This is a genomic window from Catenuloplanes indicus, assembly GCF_030813715.1.
Taxonomy (GTDB): Bacteria; Actinomycetota; Actinomycetes; order Mycobacteriales; family Micromonosporaceae; genus Catenuloplanes; species Catenuloplanes indicus.
Map to the genome: position 1 here is coordinate 6165355 of NZ_JAUSUZ010000001.1, position 23330 is coordinate 6188684.

Here is a 23330-nt window from a genome sequence, read left to right on the forward strand (position 1 = left end):
CGGTATGAGCGACGCAGCGGTGTGGCCGTGGCCGGAAGGGGCGGCGACCGGGATCGGATCGCTGCCGGGAAGCGATGTCGCCGAGGCCCAGCGGGTGGTCCTCGGTGAGTTCCCCGACTTCCCGCACCTGCCGGAGCTGCCCGGGCGTGGCCCGGGCGCGGACCTGATCGGCCGCGGCGCCGGCTTCCTGGTCGAACTGCCGGTCGAGCTCTACGCCGGCCGCTGGCGCGTCGCGTCCCGGCCCGGCAAGGACCTCCGTCGTACGCGTGACCTGCTGGACCGCGACGTCGACCAGCTGACCGAGCAGGCCGGCGAGTTCACCGGACCGGTCAAGGTGCAGGCGGCCGGCCCGTGGACGCTCGCCGCGAGCATCGAGCTGCCGATCGGCGGCCGGCTGCTGCGCGATCACGGCGCGGTCCGCGACCTGACCGCGTCGCTGGCCGAGGGCGTGGCCGCGCACGTGCGGGACGTCGCGGCCCGGCTGCCCGGCGCCACCGTCGTGCTCCAGCTGGACGAGCCGTCGATGCCGGCCGCGCTGGCCGGGCGGGTGCCGACCGAGAGCGGGCTGGGCACGTACCGCGCGGTCGAGGCGACGCTCGCGGCGGAGCTGCTCCGCCAGGTGGTGGACGCGGCCGGCGTACCGGTCGTGGTGCACTGCTGCGCGCCGGACGTGCCGCTGGACGTGATCCGGTCGTCCGGCGCCACCGGCATCGCTCTGGACCTGTCGCTGGTCAAGCGGCTGGACCCGCTCGGCGAGGCGCTGGACGCGGGCCTGGGCCTGCTGGCCGGCGCCGCACCCACCCGGCCGTCGTCCGGCACCGCCGCGGTCTCGTCCGCCGCGGTCGCGGACCGGGTCCGGAAGGTGTGGCGCGAGCTGGGCTTCCCGGCCGCGCAGCTGGCCCGGCAGGTGGTGGTGACGCCGGCGTGCGGCCTGGCCGGTGCGACCCCGGCGTACGCGCGCGCCGTGCTGGCCGCCTGCCGCGACGCCGGCCGCCGGCTGCACGAGGACGCGCTGAGCTGATGACGGTCGCGCGGATCGACGGCGCCGAGGCCACGGCGGAGCAGCTGCGCGCGCTGGCGTTGACCAACTACGGGCACTTCACGTCCCTGCAGGTGCGCGCCGGTGCCGTGCACGGCCTGACATACCACCTGGAGCGGCTGGACCGGCAGTCGCACGCGCTGTTCGGCCGCGGCCTGGACGGCACGCGGGTGCGGGGATTGCTGCGCGACGCGCTGACCGGGACGCCGGACGCGTCGGTCCGGGTCACGGTCTTCTCCGGCGAGGGCCGCCGGCCCAGCGCGGTCGCGCCCGCGGAACCGCACGTGCTGGTCACCGTGGACCCGCCGATCCCGCCGCTGACGTCGCCGCCGCGGGTCCGCACGGTGCCGTACGAGCGCGACCTGCCCGAGGTGAAGCACGTCGCCACGTTCGGCCTGACCTGGCACTGGCGCCGCGCGCAGGCCGAGGGCTTCGACGACGCGCTGTTCGTCGACCGCAACGGCCTGATCAGCGAGGGTACGGTGTGGAACGCCGGCTTCTCCGACGGCGACCGGGTGATCTGGCCCGCGGCCGGCATGCTGCGCGGCGTGTCGATGCGGCTGCTCATGGACGGCCTGGACCGGCTGGGCGTGCCGTGGGAGGTGCGCCCGGTGCCGCTCGCGGACGTGTCCCGGTACCGGTTCGCGTTCGCCAGCAACTCGATCACCCCGGTCCGCCCGCTGGCCGCGATCGACGAGCGTGGCTTCGCGCCGGACGACGCGCTGACCGAGTTGCTGGAGTCCGCCTACCGCGCGATCCCGGCCGAGCCGCTCTAGAGCGCCTGTGGGAGCCCGGCCAGCGCGGCGTCCAGCTGGTCCGCAGGCAGCGCGTGGTCGGTCATCTCACCGGCCAGGTAGGCGCCGTACGCGGCCAGGTCGAGGTGGCCGTGCCCGCACAGCGCGGTCAGGATCACCTTCGGCTCGCCGGTCTCCCGGCAGCGCAGCGCCTCCTCGATGCAGGCGGCCAGCGCGTGCGTCGGCTCGGGCGCCGGGACGATGCCCTCGGTGCGGGCGAAGCGCACCCCGGCCGCGAAGCACTCGGACTGCGGGACCGCGACCGCCTCGATCAGGCCCAGCTCGTAGACGTGCGAGATCAGCGGCGACATGCCGTGGTAGCGCAGGCCGCCGGCGTGGATCGGGTCCGGGATGAAGTCGTGCCCGAGCGTGTGCATCTTCATCAGCGGCGTCAGGCCGGCCGTGTCGCCGAAGTCGTACGCGTAGCGGCCCCGGGTCAGTGACGGACAGCTGACCGGCTCGGCGGCGCGGATCGTCACGTCCAGCCGCCCGGCCAGCTTCTCGCGCAGGAACGGGAAGGTCAGCCCGCCGAAGTTGGACCCGCCGCCGGTGCAGCCGACGATCACGTCCGGGGTGACGCCGATCTTCGCGAACTGGAGCAGCGCCTCCTCGCCGATCACGGTCTGGTGCAGCAGCACGTGGTTGAGGACGCTGCCGAGCGCGTAGTTCGTGTCCGGGTGCCCCGCCGCGACCTCGACCGCCTCGGAGATCGCGATGCCGAGCGAGCCGGGGGAGCCCGGATCCTTCTCCAGCACCGCGCGCCCGGCCTCGGTCAGCGTGGACGGCGACGGATGGATCACGCCGCCGAACGTCTCGATCATGATCTTTCGGTACGGTTTCTGATCGTACGAGGACCGGACCTGCCACACCTCGCACTCCAGCCCGAACTGCGCCGCCGCGAAGCTGAGCGCGGTGCCCCACTGTCCCGCGCCGGTCTCCGTGGTCAGCCGCCGGATCCCGGCCCGCGCGTTGTAGTAGGCCTGCGGGACCGCGGTGTTCGGCTTGTGCGAGCCGGCCGGTGAGACACCCTCGTACTTGTAATAGATCTGCGCCGGTGTGCCGAGCGCCTTCTCCAGCCGGTGCGCCCGGTAGAGCGGGGACGGCCGCCACAGCCGGTACACGTCGAGCACGTCCTCCGGGATGTCGACGTACCGCTCGGCCGTGACCTCCTGCTCGATCAGCGACATCGGGAACAGCGGCGCGAGGTCGTCCGGCCCGATCGGCGCGCGCGTGCCCGGGTGCAGCACCGGCGGCGGCGCGGACGGCAGGTCGGCGACGAGGTTGTACCAGCGGCGCGGCATCTCCGACTCGTCGAGAAGCACCTTGGTGACGTTCCGGTCCATCACGTTGCCCGCCCCTGCGTCCGTGGCACCGCGCCGCGCCGGTGCACCCTGCCGCGACGCTAACCCGCCGACCGCGTCCGCACCCGCAGGCGCGGCGCCCGGCCATCCCAATGGATGATCTCGGCTCAGTCCTCCGGCGGCTCGCCGGGCTTGTGCCGGACGTACATCGCGTCGCCCTGATAGCCGACGATCAGCTTCTCCAGCTTGAGCATGTTGATGACCAGATTGAGCGTGCCGTACGAGACGCCGTACTCCTCCTGGAGCAGCCGGATCGGTGGCATCTTGTGCCCGGCCGGCAGGTCTCCGCTGACGATCTTCTCCCGGATGGCGTCGTACACGCGATCCTTCTTCGACGTGCCCATGAATTCGTCCAATCTCCTGGCTCGCAAAGCCAAGTAGATCACCGAATTCGAATTTTGGTCAATCAAGTCGACGTAGTTGATCTAGTCGATCAGGCTGGTATCCACGCTGATCACCGACCAATGTCGACATAGTCGGGCAAAATTCATAGTCGACATAGTCGATTATGTGGTCTAGGCTTACGGACGTCTCTCCTGGCTCGCAACTACGGAGAGACCTGAGCCCCGGCGTCGACTCCTCCGAGCGGCGTGGCGCCGGGGCTCCCCGTGCGGCCGGGGTGGCACATAGGGGCGGCTCGCCGTCCAGGTGGCTCAATGTGCCGCCCTGGCCTGTCCACATCGCGCCTGTCCGCCATCGCCATGTCGAAGGTCGAAAACGCCGGTCCTCCTCGTTACCGTGCTGGAGAAGGACGAGGGCGCGACGAGGTGGACGGGGGACGCGGCGATGGCGGCGGACGGGGTGCGAAGCGGCGGCGACACGCCGGAGATCGACGCGAGTGCCGAGGTCACGGCCGCGCAGATCGCGGCCGCCGGTCCGCCGCCGACGGCCGACGCGAGCCGTCGGCACGCCGAGCTGAGCGCTGAGCTGACCGACCATCAGTACCGGTACTACGTGCTGGACGCGCCCACCATCCCGGACGCGGAGTTCGACACGCTGCTGCGCGAGCTGGAGTCGATCGAGCGGCAGTTCCCCGCGCTCCGTACGCCGGACTCGCCCACCCAGCGGGTCGGCGGCACGTTCTCCACGCTGTTCACCCCGGTGCTGCACGCCGAGCGGATGATGTCGCTGGACAACGTGTTCAGCAAGGAACAGCTGGCGGCCTGGGTCGAGCGGGTCGTCCGGGACGCGGGCGGCCCGGTGCGGTTCATCTGCGAGCTGAAGGTCGACGGCCTCGCCATCAACCTGACCTACGAGCACGGCCGGCTGGTCCGGGCCGCGACCCGCGGCGACGGGTACACCGGCGAGGACGTCACGGCCAACGTCCGCACCATCCGGCAGATCCCGGAGCGGCTCGCCGGCACCGGCGTGCCGGACCTGATCGAGGTGCGCGGCGAGATCTACTTCCCGGTCGAGGCGTTCGCCGGGCTCAACGCGAGCCTCGTCGAGCAGGGCAAGGCGCCGTTCGCCAACCCGCGCAACGCGGCCGCGGGCAGCCTGCGGCAGAAGGACCCGCGGGTCACCGCGTCCCGGCCACTGCGCATGGTCGTGCACGGGATCGGCGCGCGGTCCGGTTTCCAGCCGGCCGGCCAGTCCGAGGCGTACGCGGCACTGCGGGCCTGGGGGCTGCCGACCAGCGACCGGTGGCGCCTGGTCGACTCCGCCGCCGAGATAGACGCGTTCATCGACGAGTACGCGAAGAACCGGCACTCGGTCGAGCACGAGATCGACGGCGTGGTGGTCAAGGCGGACGCGGTCGCGATCCAGGGGCGGCTCGGTTCGACCAGCCGCGCGCCACGCTGGGCGATCGCGTTCAAGTACCCACCGGAGGAGGTCACCACGGTCCTGCTCGACATCCAGGTCAACGTGGGCCGTACCGGCCGGGTCACGCCGTTCGCGGTGATGGAGCCGGTCCTGGTCGCGGGCTCGACCGTGGCGCAGGCGACGCTGCACAACGCGCGCGAGGTCGAGCACAAAGGCGTGCTGATCGGCGACACCGTGGTGCTGCGCAAGGCCGGTGACGTGATCCCCGAGGTGCTCGGCCCGGTGCTGGACAAGCGGCCGGCGGACGCGCGGGCGTTCGTGATGCCCGCGCGCTGTCCGTCCTGCGACGCGGAGCTGGCACCGGCGAAGGAGTCGGACATCGACATCCGGTGCCCGAACACCCGGTACTGCCCGGCGCAGCGGCGCGGCCGGCTGGAGTACCTGGCCAGCCGGGACGTGCTGGACATCGAGGCGCTCGGCAGCCGGTCCGCGGCCGCGCTGATCGACGACGGTGTGATCCTGGACGAGGGGGACCTGTTCGCGCTGACCGCGGACCGGCTGCTCACCTCGCCGTTCTTCGTCAACAAGGACGGCACGCTGGGCAGCAACGCGCAGAAGCTGCTGGAGAACCTGGCCGAGGCGAAGCAGCGGCAGCTGTGGCGGCTGCTGGTCGCGCTCTCCATCCGGCACGTCGGCCCGAGCGCGGCCAAGGACCTCGCCCGGTCGTTCGGGTCGGTCGACGCGATCGCCGCCGCGAGCGTGGAACAGCTGGTCGCGGTGGACGGCGTCGGCAAGACCATCGCGGAGAGCGTGGCCGAGTGGTTCCAGGTCGACTGGCACCGGGAGATCGTGGCGAAGTGGCGTGCCGCCGGCGTGGTGCTGGCCGAGGAGCGCGACCTGGACACGCCGCGTCCGCTGGATTCGCTCACCGTCGTGGTCACCGGCACACTGGCCGGCTTCTCCCGGGACGCGGCGAAGGAGGCGATCGAGTCGCGCGGCGGCAAGGTGAGCGGCTCGGTGTCGAAGAAGACGCATTTCGTCGTGGTGGGGGAGAACCCCGGCAGCAAGGCGGACAAGGCCGGCGACCTGAAGGTGCCGATGCTGGACGAGGCCGGCTTCGAGGTGCTGCTCACCGGCGGCCCGGATGCGGCCCGCGCGGTGGCGACGAACCGGGCTGCGAACGAGGAGGAGTAAGGATCATCCGTTGCCCCGATGATTGCATCCGCAACGGAGAGTCATGGCGATAGAACGCAAGGTGATCACGGTGGTCTGTGACGTATATCAAGTTAGTCACGGCCACGCCCGTTTCATGCCTCGCTGGGTCCGTCGCCCTATCGTGAATGCCGTCGACGCAGGCCTACGAGTCGACCGAGGCCTACAACACCGGGGAGGTCTCGTGGAGCCCGCATCGCTGCGCAACATGGTGCCGGCGGAGCGCGCGGTGCCGTTCCTGGGCTTCGTCTGGGCCGTGATCCTGGGCGCCGCCGCCGCGTCGGTGCCGGCCCTGATCGCGCTGCCCGGCCAGGTCGCCGGCCTCCCGCTCGCGTTCTGGGTGATGGCCGCCCTCGCCGTGCTGATAGACGCGCGGCCGTTCACCCCGGTCGGGCGCCGCCGGCTCGGCGCGGCCATTCTCGCCTCGGTCTCGCTCACGTTCGCGATCATGCTGGGCTGGGGCCTCGGCCCGGCGATCGTCGTGCAGGTGGCCGCGGTCGCGGTGTGCGGCGCGCGGATGGGCAGCACGATCTGGCGCACCGGCTTCAACACCGCCCAGCACGTGCTCGCGCTGGCCGCGGCCGCCGCGGTGCTCACGGCCGGGCCGGAGCTGGCGTTCCGAGCCGGTGGCAATCCCTCGTGGACGGACGTGCTCGCGGTCGTCGCCGCGTCCGCGGCCTGGTTCGGGGTCACCTACGGCACCGTCACGGTCGCGGTCTGGCTGCGGTTCGGCGGGCGCTGGCCGGCGATGTTCATCAGCGGTCTCGGCTTCGAGCTGCTGTCCGCCGGGTCGCTGCTGTTCCTCAGCCCGCTGCTGGTGGTCGCGGCGCACCTGAGCGCCGCGCTGATCCCGCTCATCCTGGTGCCGCTCTACGCGGTCTACCGGATGGCGCGGCTCACCACCGCGCACGAGAAGATCTCCCGGCTCGACCCGCTCACCGGCCTGGGCAACCGCAAGGCGCTGCTCACCGAGGTCGCGGACCAGATCGCCACGCACGCGGAACGCGCCGCCCGGGGCGACGCGCACCGGCACATGGCGCTGCTCGTGCTCGACCTCGACCGGTTCAAGCGGGTCAACGACGCGCTCGGCCACGCGGTCGGCGACCGCCTGCTCACCGAGGTCGCCAAGCGGCTCGCCACCGTGGTCCGGCCACCGGCCACGCTGGCCCGGCTCGGTGGCGACGAGTTCGCGGTGCTCGCGCCCCGGCTGCCGGACGCGGCGGCGGCCCGGCGGCTGGCGACCGAGATCGCCGCGGTGCTGGACGAGCCGGTGTCGCTCGACGGGCTGCCGCTCGACATCGGCGGGTCGATCGGCGTCGCGGTCTACCCGGAGCACGGCACCGACTTCGAGACGCTGATGCGGCACGCGGACGTCGCCATGTACGAGGCGAAGCAGCGCGGCGACGCGGTCGCGGTCTACGCACCGGAGGCCGACCACAACTCGCCGGAACGGCTCAGCCTGCTCGGCGACCTGCGCACCGCGCTCGAGGTGACCGGCGGCGTGCGCCGGGAGCCGGGCGGGACCGGCATGCCGCAGCTGCCCGGCGCCGGTGAGATCCGGATGTACTACCAGCCGCAGGTCGCGATCGACACCGGCGAGGTGGTCGGCGTCGAGGCGCTGCTGCGCTGGCGGCACCCGGAGCGCGGCATGGTGCACCCGGAAGAGCTGATCAAGGCGGCCGAGCACACCGCGGTGATGCGGCTGCTCACCCGCCGCGTCATCGACGACGTCATCGAGCAGCTCGCGGCGTGGCGGGACGCGGGCCTGCCGATGCGGGCCGCGCTCAACGTCAGCGTCCGGGACCTGCACACCGGCGACATCGTGGACCAGATCGAGGACCGCCTCACCCGGTACGGGCTGCCCGCGGACCGGCTGCAACTGGAGATCACCGAGAGCGCGCTGATGGCCGACCCGCGCCGGGTCCTGGTCACGCTGTCCCGGCTGTCCCGGCTCGGCATCGCGATCGCGCTGGACGACTTCGGCACCGGCTACTCGTCCATGCAGCACCTGCGCCGGCTGCCGCTGTCCGAGGTGAAGATCGACCGCTCGTTCGTGCTCGGCATGACCGCGGACGGCGACGACGCCGCGATCGTCCGCTCCATGATCGAGCTGGCCGGCGCGCTCGGCCTGCGCGTGGTCGCCGAGGGCGTGGAGGACGAGCGCACCTGGCGCATGCTGCACGCGGCCGGCTGCCACGTCGCGCAGGGCTGGTTCTACGGCCGCCCGATGCCGGCCGAGGAGTTCGGCGTCTGGCTGTCCCGCTACCGCCCGCCGGTGCTCCAGGAAGCCGTCCGCGCGCCGGAGAGTGCGGCGGAGAGCCAGCCGCGGCGGAACCGGCGGCCCACCAACCGGCGCGGGCACCCGTCCGACGGCGTGCCGGAGAGCAGGGCGGAGAGCGCACTGGAAGGCCTCGGCGACACGCCGGCCGGCAACTCCGCGATCGCGGGCCGGTCCATCCGGGGAGTCGCCCGGGCCGGTGCCGAGGGTGACAAATAGACTCGCACAGGTCACCGACCCGTGCGACGCTGCGCGCGAGCGTAAGTGCACGCCGGCCCTGCCCAGCGCTACGCCGGTCACAGGTCACCCGAAGAGCGAACTACCAAGGGGGCAATCCCATGGCCGCCATCTCCCGCGAGGAGGTCGCGCACCTGGCGCGCCTGTCGCGGCTAGCCGTGACGGAGCAGGAGCTGGACACCTTCGCCGGCCAGCTCGACGTGATCCTGCAGTCGGTCGCCCGGATCGGCGAGGTCGCCGCGACGGACATCCCGCCGACCTCGCACTCGGTGCCGCTGACCAACGTGTTCCGCGACGACGTCGTGGTCCCCGGCCTGACGCAGGAGGCTGCGCTCTCCGGCGCCCCCGACGCCGAGGACGGGCGATTCCGCGTCCCGCGCATCCTGGACGAGGAGGCCTGAGCCGATGTCCGATCTGACCAAGCTGACCGCGGCCGAGCTGGCCGCCACGATCGCGTCCGGCGACGTCTCCGCGGTCGAGGTGGCCCAGGCGCACCTGGACCGGATCGCCGCCGTGGACGAGCGCGTGCACGCGTTCCTGCACGTCGACACGGAGGGCGCGCTCGCCGCCGCGCGGGACGTGGACGCGAAGCGCGCCGCGGGCGAGGAGCTCGGCCCACTGGCCGGCGTCCCGATCGCGGTCAAGGACGTGCTCGCCACCAAGGGCGTGCCGACCACCGCGGCCTCCAAGATCCTTGAGGGGTGGCGCCCGCCGTACGACGCCACGATCGTCGAGCGGCTGCGCGCCGCCGGCACCGTGATGCTCGGCAAGACCAACATGGACGAGTTCGCGATGGGCTCGTCCACCGAATACTCGGCCTACGGCCCGACGAACAACCCGTGGGACCTCGGTCGCATCCCCGGTGGTTCCGGCGGCGGCAGCGCCGCGGCCATCGCCGCGTACGAGGCACCCCTGGCCATCGGTACGGACACCGGCGGCTCGATCCGGCAGCCCGGCGCGGTGACCGGCACGGTCGGCGCCAAGCCCACCTACGGCGGCACGTCGCGGTACGGCCTGATCGCGTTCTCGTCCTCGCTGGACACCCCCGGCCCGTGCGCGCGCACCGTGCACGACGCCGCGCTGCTGCACTCGGTCATCGCCGGCCACGACCCCCGCGACTCCACGTCGATCCCGCAGGCCGTGCCGGACGTGGTCGCGGCCGCCCGGCTGGGCGCCACCGGCGACCTGACCGGCGTGAAGATCGGCCTGGTCACCGAGTTCAACGGCGAGGGCGCGGAGCCCGGCGTGATGGCGGCGTACCGGGACTCGATCGAGGCGCTGACCAAGCTCGGTGCCGAGGTCGTCGAGATCTCCTGTCCGCACTTCCAGTACGCGCTGCCCGCCTACTACCTGATCGCGCCGAGCGAGGCCTCGTCGAACCTGGCCCGGTTCGACGGCGTCCGGTTCGGCCTGCGCACCGGCGACGACGGCCGGCACTCGCTGGAGGAGGTCATGTCGCTGACCCGCGAGGCCGGCTTCGGCCCCGAGGTCAAGCGCCGGATCATCCTGGGTACGTACGCGCTGTCGTCCGGCTACTACGACGCCTACTACGGCCAGGCGCAGAAGGTGCGCACGCTCATCACGCGCGACTTCACCTCCGCGTTCGAGCAGGTCGACGTGCTGGTCTCACCGACCACGCCGTTCGTGGCGTTCCCGTTCGGCTCGCGGACCGGCGACCCGTACCAGATGTACCTGGCCGACCTGTTCACGATCCCGACGAACCTGTACGGCGGGCCGGCGATCTCCGTGCCGTGCGGCCTCTCCGAGGGCCTGCCGGTCGGTCTGCAGATCATGGCGCCGACGATGGCCGACGACCGGATGTACCGGGTCGCGGCCGCGCTGGAGTCCACGGTCGGCGTGCTCACCCCGCCGGCGCTCTGACGCGGTAGAACACGGCGGGAGCCGACGCCGGCTTCCGCCGTACCCCCGCTGCTTTGTTTGGTTTTGAATGAAGAACCCGGGAGAGTTCATGACCACGACCGTGCTGCCGCCGTACGACGACGTCGTCGCGCGCTACGAGCCGGTGATCGGCCTGGAGACGCACGTCGAGCTCGGGACGAACACGAAGATGTTCTGCGGGTGCCCGACCGAGTTCGGCGCCGAGCCGAACACCCAGGTCTGCCCGGTCTGCCTCGGTCTGCCCGGCGCGCTGCCGGTGCCGAACCGCGCCGCGATCGAGGCGACCATCCGGATCGGCCTCGCGCTCAACTGCTCGATCGCCGACTGGTGCCGGTTCGCCCGGAAGAACTACTTCTACCCGGACATGCCGAAGAACTTCCAGACCAGCCAGTACGACGAGCCGCTGTGCGTCGACGGCTACCTCGACGTCGAGGTGGACGGCGAGATCGTCCGCGTCGAGATCGAGCGCGTGCACCTGGAGGAGGACACCGGCAAGACGCTGCACGTCGGCGGCGCGACCGGGCGCATCCACGGCGCCACCGAGTCGCTGGTGGACTACAACCGGGCCGGCATCCCGCTGGTGGAGATCGTCACCAAGCCGATCCCGGGCACCGGGGCCAAGGCGCCGCTGGTCGCCCGCGCCTACGTGACCGAGCTGCGCGACATCATCCGCTCGCTGGACGTCTCCGACGTGCGGATGGAGCAGGGCTCGATGCGCTGCGACGTGAACACCTCGCTGACCCCCGCGGGCGGGACCGAGTGGGGCACCCGCACCGAGACCAAGAACGTGAACTCGTTGCGCTCGGTCGAGCGCGCGGTCCGCGCCGAGATGATCCGCCAGGCCTCCGTGCTCGACGCCGGCGAGCGGATCTTCCAGGAGACCCGGCACTTCCAGGAGGACACCGGCGACACCCGTCCCGGCCGATCCAAGGAGGAGGCGACCGACTACCGCTACTTCCCGGAGCCGGACCTGGTGCCGATGGCGCCGGACCCGGCCTGGGTCGCCGAGCTCAAGGCCGCGCTGCCGGAGCCGCCGCGGGTGCACCGCAAGCGGCTGCAGGAGGAGTGGGGCCTGACCGACCTGGACATGCAATCCGTGGTCAACGCGGGCGCGGTCGAGCTGATCGAGGCCACCATCGCGGCCGGTGCGACCGCGGCCGGGGCCCGCAAGTGGTGGCTCGGCGAGCTGGCCCGCCGGGCGAACGAGGAGGGCCTCGACCTGTCCGCGGTCGGCGCCACCCCGGCCCAGGTCGCGGAGCTGCAGCAGCTGGTCGACGAGGGCAAGCTGAACGACAAGCTGGCCCGCGCGGTGCTGGAGGGCGTCGTCGCCGGCGAGGGCTCGCCGCGCGAGATCATGACCGCGCGCGGCCTGGAGGTCGTCTCCGACACCGGCGCGCTCACCGCCGCGGTCGACGAGGCGATCGCCGCGAACCCGGACGTCGCCGCCAAGATCCGCGACGGCAAGGTCGCGGCCGCGGGCGCGCTGGTCGGCGCCGTCATGAAGACCACCCGCGGCCAGGCCGACGCCAAGACCGTCCGCGAACTGATCCTCTCCCGCCTCGGCGCCCAGGGCTGACGTTCGTACCGTGACCCGGCCCGGCCGACACTGTTCGGCCGGGCCGGATCCGTATCCGGCCACGGCGAACAGCGGGCCGGTGCCGCGATCAGGACAGCGTCGTCGGCTCGGTCAGGAACGCCTCGACGCGCTCCGCGGGCGCCGGGCGGGACAGCCGGAACCCCTGGCCCCGTGCCAGCCCGGCCCGGACCGCCTCGCGGACCTGCTCCGTCGTCTCCAGCCGCTCCGCCACGATCTCCAGGCCGAGCCGCCGCCCGAGACCCACGATCACGTCGATCAGCGGCTGCCCGCCGGACTCCGGATCCACCGGACGGGAGATCAGCTCACCGTCCACCTTCAGCATGTCCACCGGCATCCGGCGCAGCTGCGCCAGCGACGCCTGGCCGGCGCCGAAGTCGTCGATCGCGGTGCGCACGCCCAGTGCCCGCAGCTTCGCGAACTGGGTGACCACGGACGGCATGTCGTCCGGGATCCGGTCCTCCGCGACCTCCATGCACAGCCGCTCCGGCGCGATCCCGTGCGCGTTCAGCATCGCCGCGACCCGGTGCACGAAGTCCGGCACGGCCAGCTCGCGCGGCGACACGTTCACGGTCAGCGTGAGCGCCGGATACCCCGGCGTCCAGTCCGCCAGCTGGCGCAGCGCGGTGGACAGCACCCACGTGCCGATCTCCGGCAGCACGCCGATATCCTCCGCGACCGGCAGCAGCTCGCCCGGGTGCACGGTGCCGAGTGCCGGGTTCCGCCACCGCAGCAGCGCCTCCACCCCGGCCGTGGTGCGGTCCGGCAGCGACAGGATCGGCTGATAGACCAGGTCCAGCTCGCGGCGCTCGATCACGCCGACGATCTCCCGCTCGACGTCCATCCGCCGGACGAGCTGCTCCTCCAGGTACGAGTCGTACCACTCGATCCGGTCCGGCCCCTGCTGGCGTGCCCGGCGGCGGGCCAGGTCGGCCCGGTTCAGCACCTCGTCGATGCTGCTGGAGGAGGACGAGCCCACCTCGGCCAGGCCGATGCTCACGTGCAGGTCGACGATCGTGCCGGGCAGCTGGTACGGCGCGGTCAGCACGGTCAGCAGCCGGGTACCCAGCGCGTACGCCAGCACCGGCCCTTGCACGGTCAGCACCGCGAACTCGCCGCCGCCGAGCCGGCCCGGCAGGTCGTCCGGCGTGAGCAGCGTCCGCAGCCGGCGCCCGGCCTCGACCAGCAGCGCGTCCGCGGTCTCCCGGCCGCGCTGGTCGCTGATGTCCGCGATGCCGAGCAACTCGATCACGAGCAGCGCGCCGGTGTGTCCCGGCACCGCGCGCTGCGCGGCCAGCGTCCGCATGATCTCGCGCCGGTTCGGCAGGCCGGTGATCTGGTCGGTGTACGCCACCTCGTGCAACTGCCGCTGCAACGCCACCCGGTCGCCGACGTCGCGCACGTGCACGACCAGCGCGTTCACCTCGGGCACGCCGCGCTGGTCGCTGATCGTCGACTCGGTGTCGCGCCACGCGCCGTACCCGTCCCGCAGCCGTGCCGTGACCAGCGGCGGCCGGTCCCCGGGCGGCTCCTCGAGCACCTCGTGAAGCGCGCTGACCACGTCGGACCGATCGTCCGGGTGCAGCAGCGCGGCGAACGAGTGCCCGACCACCTCCGCGTCGGAGAGCCCGAACAGCCGGGCTGCGGCCGGTGACTGCCAGCGGACGACCAGATCGGTGCCGAGCATCAGCGTGAGGTCGTTCGCGCCGGAGACCAGCGACCGGAACTGCGCCTCCTGCGCGGCGAGCCGCCGGCTGTACCGCCGGATGTCGACCACGGCCAGGATCTCCCGGAGCACCACGCAAGGGATGATCGACAGCCCGAGCAGCACGGCCCGGGTGTCGAACGTGTGGCCGGCGAGCAGGTGGTAGACCGCGCTGCCGAGCGCGATCAGCATCGGCACCGCGAGCACCGGATATCCGCTGAGCACGGACTCGGGCGTACCGGCCGGCGGGGGTGTGGGTCCCTGTGCCGAGCGCCGCGCGCCGGCCGCCGCGACCAGCGGCCCGGCCGCCACCACGAGCGTGGAGCCGAGCAGCACGTACGGATTCCCCTCGTACGCGTAGTGCACGATCCCGCCGAGCCCGAGGATGGCGGCGACCGCGCCGGTGCCGCACAGCCAGGCGGCCGGCCGGTACGTCGTGACCCGCAGCGCGGTGATCACGATGACCGAGAGCGCGGCCGCGGCCAGCAGCGTGGCGGCCAGCGCGGCCGGTGGCATCGGCTCGTCGCCGGGTATCAGGTACGCCGCGAACGCGAGGCTGGTGCCGACGCCCGCGCCGTCGATGCCGCGCCGCAGCCGGGCCGGGACCGTGGTGGCCGCGCCCGGCATCAGGATGATCCCGGACAGATAGACCAGTGCGGACGCGACCAGCCCGCCCATCGCCAGGTGCTCCCGCACGCCCGGCGGGGTGAGCAGCACGCCGAGCACGGTGCACCCGGCGGTGACCGCGCCCATGCCGAGCAGCCCGGCGCCGCGGCACGGCCCGAACGTGCGGGTCGCCGCGTGGATCTGCAGCGCCCGGCGGATCAGTGCACCGGCCGCCTGCGCGGTGACCAGCACGATCGCCCCGCCGGCCGCCGCCTGAGCGGGCAGCCCGGGCACGCCGAACAGCCCCGTGAGACCGGCGGTGAGCAGCAGCGCGCCGGCCGCGGGCAGAACAATGGACGTGGGCACCGGGATGGTCCTGTCGCCGAGGGAACGCGAAAGGTTGGATCCGCCGCACCACGGCACGGCCGCACCTATCCATCAGCAACGATTGTTGCCGCGGTGAGTTACGGCACAGTAGCCGGGCCGGCCCCCAACCTACCGGGTAGGCGCGGGCCGGCGCGCGTCACCCGCCCGCGACGGACGGAATGATCTGAATTTCCGCTCCCTCCGGCACGGGCGTATCGAGACCTTTCACCCGCCGGCACTCCTCGCCGTCGACGTAGAGATTGACGTACCGCCGCAGCTCACCCCGCTCGTCGCGCAGTCGCTTGGCCAGCCGCGGCCACCGCGCCGCGACCTCGGCGAGCACGCCGCGGACCGTGCCCGGCGCGGTCACCTCCAGCCGCGACGCGCCGGCCGCCTCCGGGCGGAGCACGCCGGGAAGCAGGATCACCGCGCCCATCAGATCACCGCCGCCCGCACGCAGAGCACGGCCGGCAGGTGCGCGGCCACCCGCGACCACGAGTCGCCCTCGTCCAGACTGGCGAACACCTCGCCGGACTTGGACCCGAAGTAGACGCCGGCCGGCTCGCCCGCGTCCACGCACATCGCGTCGCGCAACACGGACGGGTAGAACGGCTCGGTGGGCAGCCCGTCCGACAGCGGCTCCCAGGACGCGCCGGCGTCTCGCGACCGGTAGACGCGGCACCGATGATCGACCGGGTACCGGTCCATGTCGGCGATCATCGGGAAGTTGTAGATCACGCCGGGCTTCGACGGATGCGCCACGATGGGGAAGCCGAAGTCGCCGGGCAGCGGGTCCGCGATCGAGGTCCAGCTGGCCGCGCCGTCGTCGGACCGGTAGACGCCGTGGTGGACCTGCGCGTAGAACCGGTCCGGCTCGGCGCCGTCCCGCGCCACCTTGTGGACGCACTGCCCGTACTCCGGGAACGGGTCCGGCACGTGCACCGCCCTGATGCCGGTGTTGCCCGGCGTCCAGGACCCGCCGCCGTCCGCCGTCCGGTAGACGCCGCCGGTGGACATCGCGACCACCACGCGCGCGTCGTCGCGCGGGTCGGGCAGGACCGTGTGGATCGCCTGACCGCCGCCGCCCGGCTCCCAGGTCGGCCGGTGTGGATGGTCCCACAGGCCGCGGACCAGCGAGAACGAGCGGCCGGCGTCCTCCGAGCGGAACAGCGCGGACGGTTCCGTACCCGCGTAGACGACCTCCGGCCGCCCGGCCGGCCCCGGCGCCAGCTGCCACACCCGCTCCAGGGCGGCACCGGTGTCCGCCGGGAACACGATGGCCGGATCGTCCGGCTCGGCCCAGCTCTTCCCGAGATCGGAGCTGATCGCCACGCTCGGCCCCCAGTGCGCGCTCGACGCGCCGGCCAGGATCCGCGGCGTGTCACCGCGCGTGTCGATCGCGACCGCGTACACCGACTTCACCGCGAAGTGCAGCGGGCTCACGTGCCACCCACCACCGTCGTGGGTCGCGAGGAACAACCCCTTCTCCGTGCCGATCGCCACCAGTCGTGTCATGTCGATACCTCGATCTCCAAGGTCGGGTAAGCCCAGCTCATGACGGTTCCGCGGTCAGTATGCCGCGCACCTGCGACAATTCCGCGCACCCGCCTCCCACCGGCGGGTGACGCCGGTGGGAGGATGCGAGGGTGAGCAGCGGAAAGTCCACGGTGATCCGATACCGCCAGGCCGGCCCGATCGCGATCGCGGCCGCGCTCGCGACGGTCGGCTCCGTGCCGGTCGCCGCGGAGAACCCGTGGCTGCTGTTCATCGGGCTGATCCCGCTGGCCGTCCTGGTCTGGGCCGTGCGCTCCGGCACCGACGCCGGCCCGCAGGGCCTGCGCGTCCGCGCTCTGCTCGGCTCTCGCCGGATAGCGTGGCCGGAGGTCGCGGAGATCGCCCCGAACGGCCGCAACCGCGTCTTCGCCCTACTCACCGACGGCACCGTGATCCGGCTGACCGGGGTCCCGCCCCGGGCCGTCCCGCAACTGCTGAAGGCCGGCGAGCAGACGCTGACCACGGAAATTACGGAATAAGCCGTAAACCGGGCGCGGCCGCCATATCGTCCGAGGCATGCGCAGCCTGCTCCTCGCCGCCCTCACCGCCACCGCCCTCGCGGTCCCCGCACAGGCCGCGACCACCACCCCGGTGATCCTGATCCACGGCTACAACAGCTCCACCGCCACCTGGAACCCGCTGATCACCCGCCTGAAGGCGGCCGGCTACGACAGCGCCGACATCCACACCTTCGGCTACAACTTCCGCCAGTCCAACACCACCACCGCCGCCGCGCTCGCCTCCTACCTGGAGAACGTCCGGAAAGACCACGGCGGCACCCGGGTCGACCTGGTCGGACACTCCATGGGCGCGGTCATCGCCCGCTACTACGCCCGCAACCTGGGCGGCACCGGCGCCGTCGACGACCTGATCTCCCTCGCCGCCCCGCACCACGGCACCCACATGCTGTCGATCTGCCGCTTCCACACCTCCTGCCGGGAAATGCTCCCCGGCTCGACCTTCCTGCGCGCCCTCAACTCCGGCGACGAAACCCCCGGCCCCATCGACTACCGCACGTTCTACTCAAAATGCGACCTGATCGTCGTCCCCTACACCAGCGCACTCCTCGACGGCGCCCAGAACACCAACGCCGGCTGCCTCGGCCACACCGAATTCCGCCTGGTCCCATCGGTGGCCGAGCAAATCATCAAGGAACTGAAAGACTGAATTCTCCTCTTCCCACTTCCGGCGTGGTGCGGCCCGCATGCTCGGAGCGGGCAAACCGCGCGGCAGCCTCCGACTTCGCTGGCGCTCCGCTCCGGCCGCCGCGCCGGAGCCGGTCCCAGCCCACTAACCTGAAAACCACGCCATCCCACGACGGCCGCTTCCCGGCCGCGCCCTTCCTCCAGCCGCGCCGTTTCTCGGCCGCGCCCCTTTCTTCAGCCGTGTCGCCTTTCTGCCACGCGGCCTTTCTGCGGGCAGGTGATGTCGGGCGCTACGCGTCCGAAATTCGTATCATTGGTTGCGATGTAAGGATTTTTCTGCACCCACCGGCGTGGCTCCTCGGTCCGGTGGGGTGCGGCTTCATCCGCGCGTCGGTGTGGCTGCGTCGCCCGCCCACCGTTGCGTCGCCCGCCCACGGTCGCGTTGCCCGTCCGTGTTGCGTCGTTCGTCCACGGCTGCACGACCCGCTGATGCGCCACTACCCGTCCGCGGCATCCCTGGGGCCGAAATATCGCCAGCGGGCGGAATCCTTGGTCTTCGATCACGCTGGTGCCGCTACACATCGCCATGAACGACGAAATTTCGGGTGTGCGGCGCCGGGCACCTGCGCACCAGCCGAACGCTCCGAGCCACCCGGGGAAACCGGCGGTCAATACCCGTCGACCACCACGTTCTCCAGGGGGAGCCCGCCCGCGAACCGCCGAATCTGTGCCCCCACCAGCGCATAAGCCCGGGGATGCAACCCCCGCACCGACCCTGCCACATGTGGCGTGATCAGCACGTTCGGCAGCCCCCACAGCGGATGGCCGGCGGGCAACGGCTCCGGATCGGTCACGTCGAGCGCGGCCGAGAGGCGCCCCGAGGAAACCTCCGCCACCAGCGCGGCCGTGTCCACCACCAGACCCCGCGCCACGTTCACCAACAGCGCACCGTCCCGCATCGTTCCGAGGAACCCGGCGTCCACCAGGGCCCGCGTCGCCTCCGTGAGCGGCACCAGCAACACCACGACATCCGCCCGCGGAAGCAAGCCGGGAAGATCTTCGACCGCCCGCACGCCGTCATCCGGTCGCGGCCGGCGCGCGACCAGCGTGACCGTGACCTCGAACGGGCGCAGCCGGGCGGCCAGCGCGGTGCCGATCGAGCCGGCGCCGACGATCAGCACGTGCTTACCGGCCAGCTCGTCGGTCGGCGTGTTTCCCGCGTAGGCCCATTCACCCGCCGCCTGCGCACGGATGAACGCGGGAAACGATCGCAGATGTGCCAGGATCGCGGTCATCGCCCACTCCGCGGTGGACGAGTCGTGCACGCCGCGGGCGTCGCAGAGCGTCACGTGCGGGGGCAGCTGCCCGGTCCACACCTCGGCGCCCGCGCTGAGCAGCTGCACGACCTCCAGGTCGGGGAAGCGCGCGGCCAGCGTGGCGACGTCGTCGCGGGCCAGGAACGGCGGTACCCAGAAACGGACGCCGGCCGGTGCGGACGGCATCGGGGCGTCGGGGGCGGGCAGCACCTCCACGGTCGTGTCCGGTGGCAGTGCACCCAGCAATCCGGCGCCGTGCTCGTGCGGGACCCAGATCTTCATGATGATGACGTTATCCGGCGATCCGGGAACGCTCAGGGAGCGTGGTTACTCTGGACCGCGTGATCCGAGGCCACCGTCGACCGGCCACCCGCGCGCTGCTCGCCGGGGCGCTGGTTTTCCCGCTGCTCACCGCGTGTTCGTTCGGGCCGCCGAGCGAGGAGCAGGCGGGGTCGCCGCCACGCTTCCCGACACCGAGCGGCAGTGTCGCGCCGCGGGGCAGCGGCGGAGGCGAGGCGGCGGTGACGGTGCTGGCGCGCGGGCTGGACGTACCGTGGGGAATCGGGTTTCTGCCGGACGGCGGCGCGCTGGTCACGGAGCGTGACACGGGGCGGTTGCTGAAGGTGGGGCCGGAGTCGGACCGGACCGGGCCGCGGGTGCGCGCGATCGCGGATCTCAGCGATGCGATCGAGCCGGGCGGCGAGGGTGGACTGCTCGGCATCGCGGTGTCGCCGGACTTCAAGGCCGACAGCGCGGTGTTCGTCTACTACACGACGCCGGAGGACAACCGTGTCGGCCGGTTGACCCTGACGGAGAACCAGCAGGGCACCACCGAGGACCTGCCGAAGGTCACGCCGGAGCCGATCCTGACCGGCATCCCGCGCAGCGGTGTGCACAACGGCGGGCGGCTCGCGTTCGGGCCGGACGGCTTCCTCTACGCGACCACCGGCGACGGGTCGGACGGTGATCTCGCGCAGGACCCGAAGAGCCTCGGCGGCAAGATCCTGCGGATCACCCGGGACGGCAAGCCGGCCGAGGGCAACCCGGACGCGGCGTCGCCGGTCTGGTCGCTCGGCCACCGCAACGTGCAGGGGCTCGCCTGGGACGACCGCAAGCGGCTGTACGCGACCGAGTTCGGCCAGGACACGTTCGACGAGCTGAACGTGATCGAGCCGGGTAAGAACTACGGCTGGCCGGCCGTGGAGGGCACACCCCCGAGCCCGAACCCGGCGTTCACCGCGCCGCTGGTCACCTGGCCGACCGACGAGGCGTCCTGCTCCGGCCTGGCGATGGTGGAGCGCACGCTGGTCGCGGCCTGCCTGAAGGGCCAGCGGCTGTGGCTGGTCGAGACGACCGAGCAGGGCACCGTCTTCGGCAGCCCGTCCGAGGCGCTGACCGGGCAGTTCGGCCGGCTGCGCACCGCGATCACGGCGCCGGACGGTTCGGTCTGGATCAGCACGTCGAACACGGACGGCCGCGGCACCCCGGCCGCGGACGACGACCGGATCATCCGGCTGGTCTTCAGCGGCGGCGGCGCCGGGAAGATCTGATCCGGGAGAAGATCCACACCCAGGTTTCGCCCCGGCCGGAACCGGGCAGGCGAGAATCTGCACATGGACGGTCCGGAGAAGCAGCCCGACACCGCCGCCGGAGACGACCCCACGCCGGCGGCGCGGTCCCGCCTGCGCGGGCTGCTCCGCCGCACCGGCAGCGCGCTGGCGATCCTGGCGGTCGCGGTCGCCGGTGTCGCGCTCGGCCTGCTGCTGGCCGGCCGGGTGAACGCGGACATCGGCCCGTTCCGCGCGGAGCTGTCCGTCGGACCGTCGCTGACCGGCGACACGAAGGTGAACATTCCGCCGCTCGGCTCGCTGGTGCTGGACACGCACCAGGGGCCGTCCCAGCTCACGGTCAAGCTCGGCGAGCTGGACCAGGGCCGCGTCGAGGCGCTGATCGACGACCCGACCGGCATCACCCGCGCGACCCAGTCCGTGGTCGGCGACATCCAGCGCGGCCTGATGCGGCTCGGTTTCCGCGCGGCCGCGGTGTCGATGCTGGCTGCGATGATCCTGGCCGGGCTGATCTACCGGCGGGCGCGCCCGGTCGCCGCGTCCGGGCTGACCGCGCTCGCGCTGGTGCTCGGCTCGCTCGGGATCGGCGCGCTCACCATCCGCCCGCAGTCGATCGAGGAGCCGCGGTACGAGGGCCTGCTGGTCAACGCGCCCGCGCTGATCGGTGACGTGCAGAAGATCGCCAGCGACTACAACAAGTACGCGGAGCAACTGCAACGCCTGGTCGGCAACGTCAGCCGGATCTACGCCACGGTGTCCACGCTGCCGGTCTACGAGCCGCAGGAGGGCACTACCCGCATCCTGCACGTCTCCGACCTGCACCTGAACCCGGCCGCGTGGCCGGTGATCCGGACGATCGTGGAGCAGTACCGGATCGACGCGGTGATCGACACCGGCGACATCACGGACTGGGGCAGCGAGCCCGAGGCGTCCTACGTCGCCTCGATCGGCCTGCTCGACGTCCCGTACGTCTACATCCGCGGCAACCACGACTCCTCGCCGACCCAGGCCGCGGTCGCCTCGCAGCCGAACGCGGTGGTGCTGGACAACGAGATCGCGGACGTGGCCGGCCTGACCGTCGCCGGCATCGGCGACCCCCGGTTCACGCCGGACAAGGAGACCGCGGGCCGGGAGACCACCGAGGAGGAGCAGGCCCGCCTCGCCGCCACCGGCGCCCGGCTGGACGCGACCGTCGACGCGGCCGGCCGCCCGGTGCAGATCGCGCTGGTCCACGACCCGAAGATGGCCGGCCCGCTCGCCGGTGACGTGCCGGTCGTGCTCGCCGGGCACACCCACAACCGCGAGGTCCGCGAGCTCGAGCCGGGCCTACCCACGCTGCTGATGACGCAGGGTTCCAGCGGCGGCGCCGGTCTGCGCGGCCTGGAGTCGGAGGAGCCGGTGCCGCTCGCGCTCTCCGTGCTCTACTTCGACGAGACCAAGTCGCTGCAGGCCTACGACGACATCCGGGTCGGCGGCACCGGCCAGTCCCAGGTCACGCTGGAACGCCACCTGATCGGCGACACGATCGCGGCGCAGCCCACCCCGACCGGAGCGCCGAGTCCGTCCCCGGGCGGTTCCTGAGAGGCAGAACCGAAAGGCGGCTTCTCCACAGGCAAGAACCACAGGCAAGAACCACAGGCGGGTCTTCCCGCTTCCGGCGTGGTGCTGCCCGCACGCTCCCGCGGGCACCGGTCGGCCGCGGGCGGCCTCCCTTCCGGTTCCGCGGTGGTCACCACGGACCGGCCCCCTGTTCAGCCGGTGACCTGGTCCGCCGGGGGCGCGGTGACGACCACGCCGGTGCCGGCGGAGTGGACGGTCATGGTCAGCGTGGTGCCGTCCGCGTTGCCGGTGCCGGTCAGCTCGACCGCCGCGAGTGTCCCGTCGGACGCCACCGTGATCGAGAGCGTGTACTCCGGCAGGTCCACGCCGGTGGACGTGGCCAGCGCGTGGATCGCGGCGGTGAGCCGGTCACCCGGTGTGATGGCGTCGTCGAGCAGGAACCGTGTCACGTTCTCCGGCAGCGACTCGGTGGTGACCGAGGCGGACTCCACGTCGAGGTACTCCACCGGGTCGGCCACCGGCAGCGGGATCGCGGTGACCTCGCCGTCCGCCCGCCGGAACGTGCCGGCCGGCCAGCAGTACGTGCTCCGGTCCGCCCCGGTCGCGGCGGTCCAGGGCCGGCGGCCGGCGGAGTACGACGCGGAGTTCAGATAGCGCACGCCGCCGGTCTCCACCACCACCAGACTGTCCACCACGCCCAGTTCCGCGCCGTTCGCGCTCTGCGCGGTGACCTGCGTCCGGGCGTCCCAGGACGGCTCCGCGCCGCCGGTGCTGCGCAGCTCTCCGGTCCAGGTGAGCGTCGCGGCCGGGACCGGCGTGGGCTCGTCGGCCCGGATCAGCGACGTGGCCCGCCGGAACCGGAAACTCACCTGGTAGGGCCGCGCCCGCAGCAGCTCCCCGGCGGCGGCGATCTCGTCCAGGCCCTCCCGGCCGATCAGCCCGCTGCCGTCGACGCGGCCGGTCTGCCCCTCCGCCGCGACCGGCTGGCCGCCGCCCTCGTCCAGCAGCACGCCGGCCGCGCAGATGCCGAGCAGGATGATCGCGATCAGCGCGGCCAGCACGATGAACACCCGCGGCACCCCGGCCGTGTGGCTGTGCCGGTGGTCATGACCGTGCGTTCCGGCGCCGGACACCGGCGGTGGCGGCACCACGGGCGAGCCGGTCGGTGGCGGCGGGGGCCCGCCGAACTTGGGCATGATCCGGGGCGGGAACGGGCCACGCCGCCGCGGCCGGTTCTCCTGCGTGGCCTCGCCCTCCGGCCAGGAGCGGTCGGCGGAGGCCGGATCCCCGGGCCCATCCCAGTTGTGCGAACCCATCCGGTCATCGTAAGGA

General features: G+C 72.5%; 18 protein-coding genes. 11 read left to right on the forward strand and 7 right to left on the reverse strand.

The window, feature by feature from the left end; all coding sequences use genetic code 11:
* Nucleotides 1-4 precede the first annotated feature (4 nt).
* Together J2S42_RS27960 and J2S42_RS27965 are read left to right on the forward strand one after the other, a co-directional pair.
* Nucleotides 5-1021 carry a uroporphyrinogen decarboxylase/cobalamine-independent methonine synthase family protein gene (locus J2S42_RS27960; protein ID WP_307243807.1) on the forward strand — a complete coding sequence of 339 codons (1017 nt, stop codon included), beginning with the start codon at nt 5-7 and terminating at the stop codon, nt 1019-1021.
* Nucleotides 1021-1815 (forward strand): aminotransferase class IV family protein, encoded by a 795-nt coding sequence (locus J2S42_RS27965; protein ID WP_307243809.1) that lies wholly within the window; start codon nt 1021-1023, stop codon nt 1813-1815. The genes J2S42_RS27960 and J2S42_RS27965 overlap by 1 nt, the downstream gene beginning before the upstream one ends.
* Here J2S42_RS27965 and J2S42_RS27970 read toward each other — a convergent pair.
* Nucleotides 1812-3176 (reverse strand): TrpB-like pyridoxal phosphate-dependent enzyme, encoded by a 1365-nt coding sequence (locus J2S42_RS27970; RefSeq protein WP_307249068.1) that lies wholly within the window; start codon nt 3174-3176, stop codon nt 1812-1814. The two genes, J2S42_RS27965 and J2S42_RS27970, sit on opposite strands and share 4 nt — an antisense overlap.
* 125 nt (nt 3177-3301) lie before the next feature.
* Nucleotides 3302-3514, reverse strand: a complete 213-nt coding sequence (locus J2S42_RS27975; RefSeq protein ID WP_307243811.1) for a GntR family transcriptional regulator — start codon at nt 3512-3514, stop codon at nt 3302-3304.
* A gap of 466 nt (nt 3515-3980) precedes the next feature.
* Here J2S42_RS27975 and ligA point away from each other — a divergent pair, with 466 nt between their 5' ends.
* The 5 genes from ligA to gatB all read left to right on the forward strand — a co-directional run bounded on the left by ligA (nt 3981) and on the right by gatB (nt 12160).
* A complete protein-coding gene (gene ligA / locus J2S42_RS27980) occupies nt 3981-6152 on the forward strand; it encodes an NAD-dependent DNA ligase LigA (protein ID WP_307249070.1) in 2172 nt (723 codons plus the stop codon).
* Between the two features lie 202 nt (nt 6153-6354).
* Entirely contained in the window at nt 6355-8667 is a 2313-nt protein-coding gene (locus J2S42_RS27985; RefSeq protein ID WP_370879274.1) for a putative bifunctional diguanylate cyclase/phosphodiesterase, read from the forward strand.
* Between the two features lie 119 nt (nt 8668-8786).
* On the forward strand, nt 8787-9086 hold the full coding sequence (gene gatC / locus J2S42_RS27990) for an Asp-tRNA(Asn)/Glu-tRNA(Gln) amidotransferase subunit GatC (protein ID WP_307243812.1): 300 nt from the start codon (nt 8787-8789) through the stop codon (nt 9084-9086).
* A gap of 4 nt (nt 9087-9090) precedes the next feature.
* Complete coding sequence (gene gatA, locus J2S42_RS27995; protein ID WP_307243815.1) at nt 9091-10566, forward strand: Asp-tRNA(Asn)/Glu-tRNA(Gln) amidotransferase subunit GatA; 1476 nt, start codon at nt 9091-9093, stop codon at nt 10564-10566.
* Between the two features lie 88 nt (nt 10567-10654).
* Nucleotides 10655-12160: an Asp-tRNA(Asn)/Glu-tRNA(Gln) amidotransferase subunit GatB gene (gatB, locus tag J2S42_RS28000; RefSeq protein ID WP_307243817.1), complete on the forward strand. Its 1506-nt coding sequence runs from the start codon at nt 10655-10657 to the stop codon at nt 12158-12160.
* An 88-nt stretch (nt 12161-12248) separates the two neighbouring features.
* Here gatB and J2S42_RS28005 read toward each other — a convergent pair whose 3' ends face one another.
* From J2S42_RS28005 to J2S42_RS28015, 3 genes are all read right to left on the reverse strand, one after another.
* A complete protein-coding gene (locus tag J2S42_RS28005; RefSeq protein ID WP_307243819.1) occupies nt 12249-14855 on the reverse strand; it encodes a putative bifunctional diguanylate cyclase/phosphodiesterase in 2607 nt (868 codons plus the stop codon).
* A gap of 157 nt (nt 14856-15012) precedes the next feature.
* Complete coding sequence (locus J2S42_RS28010) at nt 15013-15291, reverse strand: MoaD/ThiS family protein (protein WP_307243821.1); 279 nt, start codon at nt 15289-15291, stop codon at nt 15013-15015.
* Nucleotides 15291-16370: a WD40/YVTN/BNR-like repeat-containing protein gene (locus J2S42_RS28015; protein ID WP_307243822.1), complete on the reverse strand. Its 1080-nt coding sequence runs from the start codon at nt 16368-16370 to the stop codon at nt 15291-15293. Before J2S42_RS28015 ends, J2S42_RS28010 begins: the two co-directional genes overlap by 1 nt.
* A gap of 131 nt (nt 16371-16501) precedes the next feature.
* Here J2S42_RS28015 and J2S42_RS28020 point away from each other — a divergent pair, with 131 nt between their 5' ends.
* Nucleotides 16502-16888 carry a PH domain-containing protein gene (locus J2S42_RS28020; RefSeq protein WP_307243824.1) on the forward strand — a complete coding sequence of 129 codons (387 nt, stop codon included), beginning with the start codon at nt 16502-16504 and terminating at the stop codon, nt 16886-16888.
* A gap of 37 nt (nt 16889-16925) precedes the next feature.
* The gene (locus J2S42_RS28025; RefSeq protein ID WP_307243825.1) at nt 16926-17576 is read left to right on the forward strand and encodes an esterase/lipase family protein; all 651 of its coding nucleotides are present in this window, start codon (nt 16926-16928) and stop codon (nt 17574-17576) included.
* Between the two features lie 646 nt (nt 17577-18222).
* Here the strand turns inward: J2S42_RS28025 and J2S42_RS28030 are convergent.
* The gene (locus J2S42_RS28030) at nt 18223-19152 is read right to left on the reverse strand and encodes a 2-hydroxyacid dehydrogenase (RefSeq protein ID WP_307243826.1); all 930 of its coding nucleotides are present in this window, start codon (nt 19150-19152) and stop codon (nt 18223-18225) included.
* A 62-nt stretch (nt 19153-19214) separates the two neighbouring features.
* On the opposite strand from J2S42_RS28030, the gene J2S42_RS28035 reads away from it, so the two are divergent.
* Together J2S42_RS28035 and J2S42_RS28040 are read left to right on the forward strand one after the other, a co-directional pair.
* Nucleotides 19215-20420, forward strand: coding sequence for a PQQ-dependent sugar dehydrogenase (locus tag J2S42_RS28035; RefSeq protein ID WP_307249074.1), 1206 nt, complete (start codon nt 19215-19217; stop codon nt 20418-20420).
* 63 nt (nt 20421-20483) lie between these two features.
* The gene (locus tag J2S42_RS28040; protein ID WP_307243828.1) at nt 20484-22019 is read left to right on the forward strand and encodes a metallophosphoesterase family protein; all 1536 of its coding nucleotides are present in this window, start codon (nt 20484-20486) and stop codon (nt 22017-22019) included.
* A 170-nt stretch (nt 22020-22189) separates the two neighbouring features.
* On the opposite strand, the gene J2S42_RS28045 is transcribed toward J2S42_RS28040, so the two are convergent.
* Nucleotides 22190-23314: a hypothetical protein gene (locus J2S42_RS28045; RefSeq protein ID WP_307243829.1), complete on the reverse strand. Its 1125-nt coding sequence runs from the start codon at nt 23312-23314 to the stop codon at nt 22190-22192.
* Between the last annotated feature and the right edge of the window lie 16 nt (nt 23315-23330).

What these genes read in the sequence shown, in the direction of transcription:
- J2S42_RS27960 (WP_307243807.1), top strand. Translation starts at nt 5, where the DNA reads ATGAGCGACGCAGCGGTGTGGCCGTGGCCGGAAGGGGCGGCGACCGGG.
- J2S42_RS27965 (WP_307243809.1), top strand. Translation starts at nt 1,021, where the DNA reads ATGACGGTCGCGCGGATCGACGGCGCCGAGGCCACGGCGGAGCAGCTG.
- J2S42_RS27970 (WP_307249068.1), bottom strand. Translation starts at nt 3,176, where the DNA reads ATGGACCGGAACGTCACCAAGGTGCTTCTCGACGAGTCGGAGATGCCG.
- ligA (WP_307249070.1), top strand. Translation starts at nt 3,981, where the DNA reads ATGGCGGCGGACGGGGTGCGAAGCGGCGGCGACACGCCGGAGATCGAC.
- gatC (WP_307243812.1), top strand. Translation starts at nt 8,787, where the DNA reads ATGGCCGCCATCTCCCGCGAGGAGGTCGCGCACCTGGCGCGCCTGTCG.
- gatA (WP_307243815.1), top strand. Translation starts at nt 9,091, where the DNA reads ATGTCCGATCTGACCAAGCTGACCGCGGCCGAGCTGGCCGCCACGATC.
- gatB (WP_307243817.1), top strand. Translation starts at nt 10,655, where the DNA reads ATGACCACGACCGTGCTGCCGCCGTACGACGACGTCGTCGCGCGCTAC.
- J2S42_RS28010 (WP_307243821.1), bottom strand. Translation starts at nt 15,291, where the DNA reads ATGGGCGCGGTGATCCTGCTTCCCGGCGTGCTCCGCCCGGAGGCGGCC.
- J2S42_RS28015 (WP_307243822.1), bottom strand. Translation starts at nt 16,370, where the DNA reads ATGACACGACTGGTGGCGATCGGCACGGAGAAGGGGTTGTTCCTCGCG.
- J2S42_RS28025 (WP_307243825.1), top strand. Translation starts at nt 16,926, where the DNA reads ATGCGCAGCCTGCTCCTCGCCGCCCTCACCGCCACCGCCCTCGCGGTC.
- J2S42_RS28030 (WP_307243826.1), bottom strand. Translation starts at nt 19,152, where the DNA reads ATGAAGATCTGGGTCCCGCACGAGCACGGCGCCGGATTGCTGGGTGCA.
- J2S42_RS28040 (WP_307243828.1), top strand. Translation starts at nt 20,484, where the DNA reads ATGGACGGTCCGGAGAAGCAGCCCGACACCGCCGCCGGAGACGACCCC.
- J2S42_RS28045 (WP_307243829.1), bottom strand. Translation starts at nt 23,314, where the DNA reads ATGGGTTCGCACAACTGGGATGGGCCCGGGGATCCGGCCTCCGCCGAC.